This is a genomic window from Proteus sp. G4380, from assembly GCF_963885725.1.
GTDB lineage: Bacteria > Pseudomonadota > Gammaproteobacteria > Enterobacterales > Enterobacteriaceae > Proteus > Proteus mirabilis.
Window position 1 is genome coordinate 1 of the sequence record NZ_CAWPAV010000092.1, and the last position, 10762, is coordinate 10762.

Genomic DNA, 10762 nt, shown 5'->3' on the forward strand with positions numbered 1-10762 from the left:
AGCAATATAAAAAAATAGGAATTTTAAAATAGAACAGAAACTAAAAAATATTTTATTTAAGATGTGAAATATGATTATCTAGAGTAAAATGAGAAATAAATTAAACTTGTGTTTTTTTATTAAATTTAAGATAAATATTTAATGTGAAATAGATTGCTAATAATTTAAATATAGATTAATCATTAAAAATAGCTGTAAAATATCGCTCTTTTATACCATTAAGATAAATTCATTTTATATTGATAAGTGCTATTGTGAGATAATAAAAAACCCGCATTAAATATGCGGGCGTTTATATCTATACAGCATGTAGATACATGGTTATGAGAAATATCAAAGTGATTTCAGCATACGAATTTCACAGTCGCTGTGGCCTGTATTACCTAATGCTTTATCAATAAACTCAAAGCCTAATTTTTCATATAGACCAATTGCTGCTTTTAAAATATCAGTAGTTTCTAAGTAGCAGCGACTAAAGCCTTGTTGCTTACCAAACTCAAGAGATTGCTGAACAATTTTTTTCGCAATTCCTTTTCCTCGTAACTTAGAAGAGAGATACATTTTCTGTAATTCACAAGTCTCCCCATCGCCACCCGCAAGAGGTGCGACACCACCACCACCAACAATTTCGCCATCCATTTCTACCACCCAGTAAGCGCTGCGAGGTTGATGATAAACTTCGAATAAGGTATCTAAAATCGGATCAGCTACTGCAAATCCTTTATCCGCTGTTAAGCCATGCTCGGCGGAAACTTCTCGAATAACGCGTGCAATGCCGGCGTTATCTCTTTTTTCAATGGCTCTGATAATAATATTTTGTGTTGCATTAGGGTTTGCAGTCATAGTTGCACTCATCGTTTTACTTATTAGTAGAATATTTTTTGATAATGTATTGAGAGAGCACCAGAAAGGAACTTCTTCATTGAAAGTAGCACTGAGGGCCACTGAAAACATCTTAATTGATTAAATAGGATTGTAAACTGTTATGCCTGTTTATTTATATGATTAGGGTATTTGTTGGTAGAGATATATTTCAAATATCTATTTCATTAGAGTGAGAATAATAGAGAAAAGGCATTATATAGCGCTATTTCACTGCAAAACGAGTCACAATATAGTGAAAAAATGTTTTATTTTTAGGTTTAGTGATAAACCTATTATCTTAAGTAGTAACGATATTAGATGTTAAAAATAAACTAAAACCCGCAATCAATACGGGTTTTAGTATTAATGGTGCAATAACTTATAATGCAGCAATAGAGACTTTTTGGGCAATCAGCTTCTCTTTAGCATTTAAACAAGATGCTAAACGCTCTCGCTCTTTGGCGACAACAGCCTCAGGTGCGCGATTAACAAAGCCTTCGTTTGATAATTTGCTGTCTAATGTAGTGATATCTTTCTCTACTTTTTCAAGCTCTTTATCTAAACGGGCAAGCTCTGCATCTTTATCAATAAAGCCGGCCATTGGGATCAACAGCTCTGCACCGCTCACCAGTTTAGTTACCGATAATGGTGATTCTTCACCTTCCGCTAATGGGCGAATATCCGCTAAGCGACCCATTGCTTTTAAGAAACCAATGTTATCACTGACGCGACGTTTAGCCGTTTCATCCGCACCACGTAAAATAACATCCAGTGGTTTACCTGGCGCAATATTCATTTCTGCACGGATATTACGAACTGCGACGATAACCTCTTTGATCCATTCCAGATCGTTAAGTGCTTGCTCGTCGACTAATGACGCATCAAATTCAGGGAAAGCTTGAAGCATGATGGTTTCGCCTTCAATGCCTTTCACCTCTTTAACGCGTTGCCAGATAGTTTCTGTAATAAATGGAATAATTGGATGAGCAAGACGTAACAGACCCTCTAATACTTCAATCAAGGTATGACGAGCAGCACGTTTTTGAGCATCATTACCTTTATGAACCGCCGGTTTTGATAACTCAAGATACCAGTCACAGAATTGGTTCCAAGTGAATTCGTATAAAATACCGGCAGCAATATCAAAGCGATAATTATCTAACGCTTCACGATAGGCTTTTATGGTGTTATTGAATTCAGCTAAGATCCAGCGATCAGCCAATGAGAATGTCATCTCACCACCTTGATAGCCACAGTCTTGATCTTCTGTATTCATCAGTACAAAACGACTGGCATTCCATAATTTGTTACAGAAATTACGGTAACCTGACAGACGTTTCATATCCCAGTTAATATCACGCCCTGTAGAAGCTAATGCCGCTAAAGTAAAGCGCAGAGCATCAGTACCATGTGCTTCAATACCTTCTGGGAACTCTTTTTTGGTGCGTTTAGCAATACGCTCAGCCATTTGTGGCTGCATCATATTACCAGTGCGTTTTTCTAACAGTTTATCTAATGTGATACCGTCAATCATATCTAAAGGATCAAGTACGTTACCTTTAGATTTTGACATTTTCTGACCTTCTTCATCACGGATAAGGCCTGTCATATAAACGGTTTTAAATGGAACCTGTGGTTTACCTTCATCATCTTTAATAAAGTGCATGGTCATCATGATCATGCGGGCAATCCAGAAGAAGATAATATCGAAACCGCTCACTAATACATTCGTTGGATGGAATGTTTTCAGTGCTTCGGTGTTTTCTGGCCAGCCTAAGGTTGAGAATGTCCACAGTGCAGAAGAGAACCACGTATCGAGTACGTCTTCATCTTGGCGTAATGCTACATCGGCAGCAATGTTATTTTCACGACGCACTTCTTCTTCGTCACGACCGACATAAACATTACCTTCTTTATCATACCAAGCCGGGATACGATGACCCCACCACAGTTGACGAGAAATACACCAATCTTGAATATCATTCATCCAAGAGAAGTACATGTTTTCGTACTGTTTAGGTACAAATTGAATATCGCCATTTTTAACCGCTTCTACCGCAGGTTTCGCTAAAGGTGCCGCACGGACATACCATTGGTCAGTTAATAAAGGTTCAATAACCACACCACCACGATCACCGTAAGGTACCGTTAAATCGTGAGGTTTGATCTCTTCTAATAATCCTAAACGTTCAAATTCAGCAACAATAGCTTTACGTGCTGCAAAACGTTCCATACCTTGGTAGGCTTCTGGGATCTCTGTGCTATATACATCAGATTCAACACCGTTAGTGTCTAATACTTCTGCGCTAACACGAATGTTGCCATCAAAATCCATGATATTAATCATCGGTAGTTGATGGCGACGACCTACTTCATAGTCATTAAAGTCATGGGCAGGGGTGATTTTTACACAACCGGTGCCTTTTTCCATATCCGCGTGTTCATCCGCTAAAATAGGAATACGACGGTTCATTAAAGGTAGAATAACCTCTTTACCAATCAGATCTTTATAACGTGGATCTTCTGGGTTAACCGCAACGCCAGTATCACCTAACAGTGTTTCAGGACGAGTCGTGGCAACAATCAGATAATCTTTACCCTCTGCCGTTTTAACGCCATCAGCTAATGGATAACGCAGATGCCACATTGAGCCTTTTACTTCGCGGTTTTCAACTTCGAGATCGGAAATGGCAGTGTGTAATTTAGGATCCCAGTTAACAAGACGTTTGCCACGATAGATAAGATCTTCTTTGTGTAAACGAACGAAGGCTTCTTTTACTGCTTTAGATAAACCTTCATCCATGGTAAAGCGTTCGCGATCCCAATCTACGGAGTTACCTAAACGGCGCATTTGGTTAGAGATATTACCGCCGGACTCTGCTTTCCACTCCCAAATTTTATCGATGAAAGCATCACGGCCATAATCATGGCGGTTTTTACCTTCTTCAGCAGCAATCTTACGCTCAACAACCATCTGTGTTGCGATACCTGCATGGTCAGTACCCGCTTGCCACAAGGTATTTTTACCCTGCATACGTTGATAGCGGATCATGGTGTCCATGATGGTTTGTTGGAAAGCATGACCCATGTGCAAGCTACCTGTCACATTAGGTGGTGGGATCACAATACAAAAGCTTTCTTTGGATGTATCACCATTGGCTTTAAAGTAGCCATTTTTTTCCCAATGTTGATACAGAGGTTGTTCAATCTCTGTCGGATTATAAGTTGTATCGAGCGATGGCTCTTTCGGTGCGGATTTATTTTCCATATTCTTTACGTATTCAATAGGTTGGCGGCGTAGCCATTGTCAAAGTAAAGCCGACGCTACGATAAATTTTATATCGTTCTCGCGCCAACTGTTTTAATTGTTCATCGATAGGTACGAAGTCTATCACTTCATGGAAAGCTGTGGCAAAGTCTGCAAATTGTGACTGCAAATTAATCAGGAGATCACGCGGGGCATTACCCCGTTTGCCCGGCCAACATAATTCAACAGGTGCACCATAACGAGGCCCTTCACCTGCTAGGTTATGAGGCACAAATTGATGTGGCTCTCTTGCCCATAGTGCTTCATCCAACAATTCAGCTTGTGGCTGTGAATCACAGACGAGCAAAACCCGTTTGCCTAAACGCCAATGTTCTGCGGCAAGTTGACAAGCAAGCCATTCATGGGCTTGTAAATCTTGATGTATTGATGGATGTTCCATTAAATAAAACGTGGCGTTTTTCATGATATCCCGATAATAGAAGGGTATTGCATTGCAATACCCTTCTATGAGTCTGCTCTATTTACCTTAATAATTATGCGGTATTACTCGTCGCTATTCAAACCTGCGCGGTTTAATAAGAACTGCGACAGTAAAGATACTGGGCGACCCGTAGCACCTTTCGCTTTACCAGAGCGCCATGCCGTACCTGCGATATCTAAATGTGCCCAGTTATATTTGCTTGCAAAGCGCGCTAAGAAACAACCTGCGGTAATGGCTCCCCCTAAACGTCCACCCGTATTGGCAAGATCGGCAAAATTAGATTCAATTTGCTCATAGAACTCTTCGCCTAAAGGTAAACGCCATGCGCGATCGCCCGCTTGCTCTGAAGCATTCATTAATTCATGGGCTAATGGGTTATGGTTAGACATTAATCCACTATAATGATGACCTAATGCCACCATACAAGCCCCTGTTAATGTGGCGATATCAATCACTAACTCAGGCTCAAAGCGCTCAACGTAGGTTAATGTATCACACAGCACTAAGCGACCTTCAGCATCCGTATTTAATACCTCAACAGTCTGGCCTGACATAGTAGTAAGAATATCACCAGGACGATAGGCTTTACCACCCGGCATATTTTCACAGCCAGCCAATACACCGATGACATTAATAGGTAGTTGTAACTCAGCAACGACGCGCATCACACCATATACTGTTGCTGCACCACACATGTCGTATTTCATTTCATCCATGCCATCAGCAGGTTTAATTGAAATACCACCAGAATCAAAGGTGAGCCCTTTACCAACCAATACAATTGGACGGGATTCAGGATCTTGATTACCTTTATATTCAATAATCGACATTAAAGATTCATTTTGTGAACCTTGACCGACCGCTAAATAGGCATTCATATTTAGCTCTTTCATCTGCTCTTCACCAATGACTCGGGTAGAGACATTCGCGGATGAGTCAGCGAGTTGGCGAGCTTGAGAGGCTAAGTATGCCGCATTACAGATATTAGGTGGCATATTAGCTAAATCTTTACAGGCTTTGATCCCTGATGCAATAGCTAAGCCGTGGGCAATAGCACGTTCACCGCTTGGTAATTCACGTCGAGTAGGGACATTAAAGACCATTTTACGTAATGGACGACGTAATTCGGTTTTATTACTTTTCAGTTGATCAAAGGTATAGAGGCAGTCTTTTGCAGTCTCAACCGCTTGACGTACTTTCCAGTAATTATTACGGCCTTTAACATGTAGCTCAGTCAGAAAACAAACTGCTTCCATTGACCCTGTTTCATTGAGCGTGTTAATTGTTTTCTGAATAATTTGTTTGTACTGACGTTCATCCAATTCACGCTCTTTACCACAACCAATCAGCAAAACGCGCTCAGAGAGAACATTTGGCACATGGTGCAGCAGCAATGACTGGCCGACTTTACCTTCCAGTTCACCACGGCGTAATAAGGCGCTGATGTAACCATCGCTGATTTTATCAAGTTGCTCCGCTATCGGAGATAAACGACGAGGCTCAAACACCCCCACGATAATACAAGCGCTGCGTTGTTTCTCTGGGCTGCCGCTTTTTACATTAAACTCCATGCGTTCTCCTGAATATTAAAGACAAAAACGGAAAGTATCGTTTAGAATAGTGATCCGCATTAATCTACCCCATAGAAAGTTTACTTTTTATGTTAAGCTAAATGCATTAATTGAACACAACTAATTTAGCTAACTTATAAGCTTGTTCTGATTGGGAACCTGTTTATAGCATGTTTTGATATCATTTGGGCTGCAAGAATGTCTAACTGAGATGCACAAATGATAGATATACAACGAAGTTAGCGATTTTCCTGCAAAAAGACAAGTTTTCACAGGCATAACTAGCGTGATTATAATTCGATATTTAGCTCGGGAAACCCTTAAAAGTCAGATAGCCATCTTATTTATCTTGATGCTTATCTTCTTTAGCCAAAAGCTGGTTGAAATTTTAGGGGCTGCTGTAGAAGGTAATATTCCTACAAACCTTGTGGTTTCTCTGCTGTGGCTGGGGATCCCCGAGATGGCACAGCTTATTCTACCATTAAGCCTTTTTCTTGGTCTTCTGATGACTTACAGCAAACTTTATGTTGAAAGTGAGATAACCGTCATGAATGCCTGTGGAATAGGTAAAAAAGCATTAGTGCAAGCAGCACTATTGTTGTCATTACTTACTAGCGTCTTGGCGGCAGGGAATGTGGTGTGGTTGATACCATGGTCGTCTGTACATCAAGAGCAAGTGCTGGAAGATGCAAAAGCCAATCCAAGCTTAGCGGCATTAATGGAAGGGCAATTTAAAATGTCCAGTGACCGTAATATGGTGCTTTATCTCGGTAGCGTAAAGGGCAACCAATTCCAAGATGTTTTCTTGGCTCAATTGCGTCCAACACAAAACCAACGCCCATCTGTTGTGGTGGCGGATAAAGGGTATACCAAAGAGCTACCAAACGGTAACCAAGTCGTGGTACTTAGCGAGGGTACGCGGTATGAAGGTACGGCGGTACTACGCGATTTTCGTATTACTGATTTTACCGATTACCAAGCGGTGATAGGCCATCGAGAGTCTACTATTAGCCGTAATCGCGTCGAACAAAAAACCATGAATGAGTTGTGGCACTCAACAGAGCCTGAGTCTATCGCTGAATTTCATTGGCGTTTAACCTTAATTTTCTCTGTGGTGATCATGGCGTTAATGGTTGTGCCGTTAAGTGAAGTCAACCCACGTCAAGGGCGAGTGTTAAGTATGTTGCCGGCGATGTTGCTTTATTTGGTGTTTTTCCTATTACAAAGCTCCTTGCGTTCAAGCGGTGAAAAAGGAAAGGTTGACCCACTTATTGCTATGTGGACAGTGAATGGGATTTATTTTGCTTTAGCGCTGTTATTGAATGCGTGGGATACCTTACCAATGCGCAAACTACGTGCTCGCTTTAAGAAAGGAGTTGCCTGATGTTTGGTGTATTAGATAAATATATCGGGCGTACGATTTTGCAATCGATTTTGATGACGCTATTTTTACTGGTATCACTGTCTGGCATTATCAAATTCGTCGATCAGCTGCGCAAAGTAGGGCAAGGTGATTTTACGACCTTAGATGCGGGGATTTATGCGGTTTTAAATATCCTCAAAGATGTGCAAATCTTCTTTCCGATGGCGGCCTTATTAGGGGCTTTATTAGGGCTAGGGGCATTAGCGACACGTAGTGAGCTGGTGGTGATGCAGGCATCGGGTTTTACTCGTTTGCAAATTGCCGGCTCCGTGATGAAAACCGCGATCCCATTAGTACTGTTAACGGTATTAATTGGCGAGTGGGGGGCACCGCAAGGTGAACAATATGCACGTAATTACCGTGCAGAAAAGATCATGGGTAACTCTTTAGTGTCCACTAACCGTGGAATGTGGGCTAAAGATGGTAATCAATTTATCTATATTAACCGTATTAAAAGCCAAAATGAGATGCAAGGCATTACGCTGTATAATTTCGATAATAATCGAAAACTTGAAACTGTGCGTTATGCATCCAGTGCCACTTATGATCCAGATAAAAAAGTGTGGTTACTGAAACAAGTTGAGCAATCTGATCTTACTTCGCCACAAAAAATCACGGGTAAAAAACAGGTATCTTTAGAGTGGCAGACTCGCCTAACACCTGAAAAACTGAGTGTTGTGGCATTAGATCCAGATGCCTTATCCATAAGTGGCTTATATCAATATGTAAAATACCTCAAACAGAGTGGGCAAGAATCAGCCAATTATGAGCTGAACTTCTGGAAAAAAATCTTTGCGCCTATTTCTGTTGCGGTGATGATGCTAATGGCGCTGTCATTTATTTTTGGCCCATTACGTACTGTACCTATGGGGCTGCGTGTGGTAACAGGAATAGCCTTTGGTTTTCTGTTCTATATTGTGAATGAAGTTTCAGGCCGATTAAGTTTGGTATATGGCATTCCTGCCGTAGTGGCCGCCTTAGTTCCTGGTATGCTCTTTTTAGTATTAAGTTTATGGTTATTAATGAGGCGTAATCGCTAAGTAGTATTAACGATTAACAATGCTTAAAGAAAAAGCGCCTTCAACAATCAAGGCGCTTTTTTATCGGTCTATAAGTTGATTATTTCGTTTAAAAACTTTGTGCTAAAGCACGCACAAGGGCATTTGTACCTCGAGTCACTTCACTAAACTTGGTGCCATTAGCTTTACGGGTGATGACAACAAAAACACCGATATTTAATTCAGGAATGGTTGCCATATAGGTATTAAAACCACCGCCACCACCGGTTTTTTGGTAAATAGCAGGCACACCATTGGCAGGCGCCATATAAACCCATCCTAAGCCAATGCCATCCGCTCGCCCTGCAACATCCATCCCTTCAATAGAAGATAGTCGTTGGCGCGGAAAATAAATAGACTGCTCTTTACTGGCCGTCGCTTTTCTCATCGTATTATTTGAGTTTAAAAAGCCTTGCATCCAACGTTGCATATCTGCAGGCGTAGAATAAACACCCCCACTTCCGGCGGCGGCGATAGTCTCAGAACAAGGGCTGGGTCTATAACCAATTAATAATCGCTGACATTGTGTGCTACTTGGCGTTAACGTGGTATCACGCATTCCCGCAGGTTGTGTCACATACTGTTTTAATAGTTGAGGATAGTTTTTACCAGAGGCTTTCACTAATGCATCTGCTAATAAATCATAAGCCAGATTAGAATAAGAGGCAGATTGTCCCGCCGGTGTTGTTAAAGAGGCTTTTTTTAGCCAGTTCCAGCGATCGCCATGGGTTGGCCAAATAAAAACCGGTCTACCCCATTTTCCGCCGGGTTGTTCACGAGGAAAACCACTGGTATGGGTAGCTAAATGATAAAGACGAATAGGAGATTGATTGTTCACTAATGGAATATCGACACCATAATAACTATATTTTTGCAGAGGATCAGTAACCAACAACTTGCCATCATCTTGTAATTTTAACATCACTTCACTCGTCATTAATTTAGTAATAGAAGCAATACGTATTAATGAGTTCATTGACGGGGTTTGACGGCTATCGGGGCTTGTAGTACCAAAAGCACGATTAAGAGATTGCGTATTGTTAATCATGACAATCACCATCCCTTGAGGGTTACTCTTTTGATAAATCTGCTGAGCATACTTATCAAAAATCTCCCGACTATTATTCGCCTTTGGTGATAAGGTGGTTGGCCATTGTGACAATTCAGGCACATTATGTTGATTAAACTTAGCGGGTAACGTTGGCGTTACCGTTGCTCGTTGACTACAGGCATTGAGCGTAAGTAGTGCAACAGGAATGAGGAGATATTTTAGGAGATGTTTTTTCATTTTATGATCAACATAACGAGTAAGGTGAAAGAAAAGAGAACAAAATAAATCAGCCATAACATAAATGGATGATTGTTTTATCGCGTTACTTTTTGTTTTTATTTATCATTTTTAGTACAGCACCTAAAACAAGCCCAATAAAAATACCGGCCATGATCCAGCTAACAATACCCATACCATCCCCTTTATAGCAGATTTAAACCAAATTTTGATTATATTATCAGAAATAAGAATGTCTATCAGAGCAATAGTGGGTTAATGAAAAGTTGATGTAAAATAGGCTGAAGGACTTCTACAAAGAGATTTTTTGTGAAGGACATCATAAAAATCTTATTATTGGTTATTTTTTGTACATAAAAAGGGTGAAAAAAACAGGAAAGTATTACAAAGGTGTTACAATCCCCCTAAATTTTGCCTATTTTTACTTTATTATTAGCTTTTCTTTATTATTCGGTTAACAGTTGTTTATCAAGTAAATGTTAATTAATGAATTTATATTCTTTAAATTAATTAGTTTCTGGTTTTATATTCTAGACATATATTTAAATTATCCATTTTCAACGTTTTTGTAAAGATACTCACTCTACGTGTTATACTTTGTAATACTTTAATTGTTGTGAAACATACAAAGAAAACTTAATATAATCTCATCAAATCGACAGCTAAACACTAAATGCGAGTAAAGACGTATTAACAAAATTAACAAGGGAAAATGGTTAAAGAGAAATAAAACATAACAAGATGAAAGGAAAGCGAATAAATAAAAAGAGAGTAAAAAATCGCCGTAATAAAATAATAATGAATTAATC

General features: G+C 40.0%; 7 protein-coding genes. 2 read left to right on the forward strand and 5 right to left on the reverse strand.

Annotated elements, in window-relative coordinates:
* Positions 1-333: 333 nt before the first annotated feature.
* The 4 genes from AACU98_RS08010 to pepA all read right to left on the reverse strand — a co-directional run bounded on the left by AACU98_RS08010 (position 334) and on the right by pepA (position 6184).
* On the reverse strand, positions 334-843 hold the full coding sequence (locus AACU98_RS08010) for a GNAT family N-acetyltransferase (protein WP_004249583.1): 510 nt from the start codon (positions 841-843) through the stop codon (positions 334-336).
* Between the two features lie 400 nt (positions 844-1243).
* Positions 1244-4132 carry a valine--tRNA ligase gene (locus AACU98_RS08015; protein WP_161735800.1) on the reverse strand — a complete coding sequence of 963 codons (2889 nt, stop codon included), beginning with the start codon at positions 4130-4132 and terminating at the stop codon, positions 1244-1246.
* A gap of 13 nt (positions 4133-4145) precedes the next feature.
* On the reverse strand, positions 4146-4595 hold the full coding sequence (locus AACU98_RS08020; RefSeq protein ID WP_004246185.1) for a DNA polymerase III subunit chi: 450 nt from the start codon (positions 4593-4595) through the stop codon (positions 4146-4148).
* Between the two features lie 80 nt (positions 4596-4675).
* A complete protein-coding gene (gene pepA, locus AACU98_RS08025; RefSeq protein ID WP_004246183.1) occupies positions 4676-6184 on the reverse strand; it encodes a leucyl aminopeptidase in 1509 nt (502 codons plus the stop codon).
* A 286-nt stretch (positions 6185-6470) separates the two neighbouring features.
* Between pepA and lptF the strand changes: the two genes are divergently transcribed.
* Positions 6471-7568 (forward strand): LPS export ABC transporter permease LptF, encoded by a 1098-nt coding sequence (gene lptF, locus AACU98_RS08030; RefSeq protein ID WP_004249580.1) that lies wholly within the window; start codon positions 6471-6473, stop codon positions 7566-7568.
* Positions 7568-8647: an LPS export ABC transporter permease LptG gene (gene lptG, locus AACU98_RS08035; RefSeq protein ID WP_004246180.1), complete on the forward strand. Its 1080-nt coding sequence runs from the start codon at positions 7568-7570 to the stop codon at positions 8645-8647. Before lptF ends, lptG begins: the two co-directional genes overlap by 1 nt.
* Before the next feature lie 88 nt (positions 8648-8735).
* Here lptG and ampH read toward each other — a convergent pair whose 3' ends face one another.
* Complete coding sequence (gene ampH / locus AACU98_RS08040; protein ID WP_036900676.1) at positions 8736-9953, reverse strand: D-alanyl-D-alanine-carboxypeptidase/endopeptidase AmpH; 1218 nt, start codon at positions 9951-9953, stop codon at positions 8736-8738.
* Positions 9954-10762 lie beyond the last annotated feature (809 nt).

Excerpts from the sequence above, each read along its gene's own strand:
- AACU98_RS08010 (WP_004249583.1), bottom strand. The coding sequence starts at position 843 with ATGACTGCAAACCCTAATGCAACACAAAATATTATTATCAGAGCCATT.
- AACU98_RS08015 (WP_161735800.1), bottom strand. The coding sequence starts at position 4,132 with ATGGAAAATAAATCCGCACCGAAAGAGCCATCGCTCGATACAACTTAT.
- AACU98_RS08020 (WP_004246185.1), bottom strand. The coding sequence starts at position 4,595 with ATGAAAAACGCCACGTTTTATTTAATGGAACATCCATCAATACATCAA.
- pepA (WP_004246183.1), bottom strand. The coding sequence starts at position 6,184 with ATGGAGTTTAATGTAAAAAGCGGCAGCCCAGAGAAACAACGCAGCGCT.
- lptG (WP_004246180.1), top strand. The coding sequence starts at position 7,568 with ATGTTTGGTGTATTAGATAAATATATCGGGCGTACGATTTTGCAATCG.
- ampH (WP_036900676.1), bottom strand. The coding sequence starts at position 9,953 with ATGAAAAAACATCTCCTAAAATATCTCCTCATTCCTGTTGCACTACTT.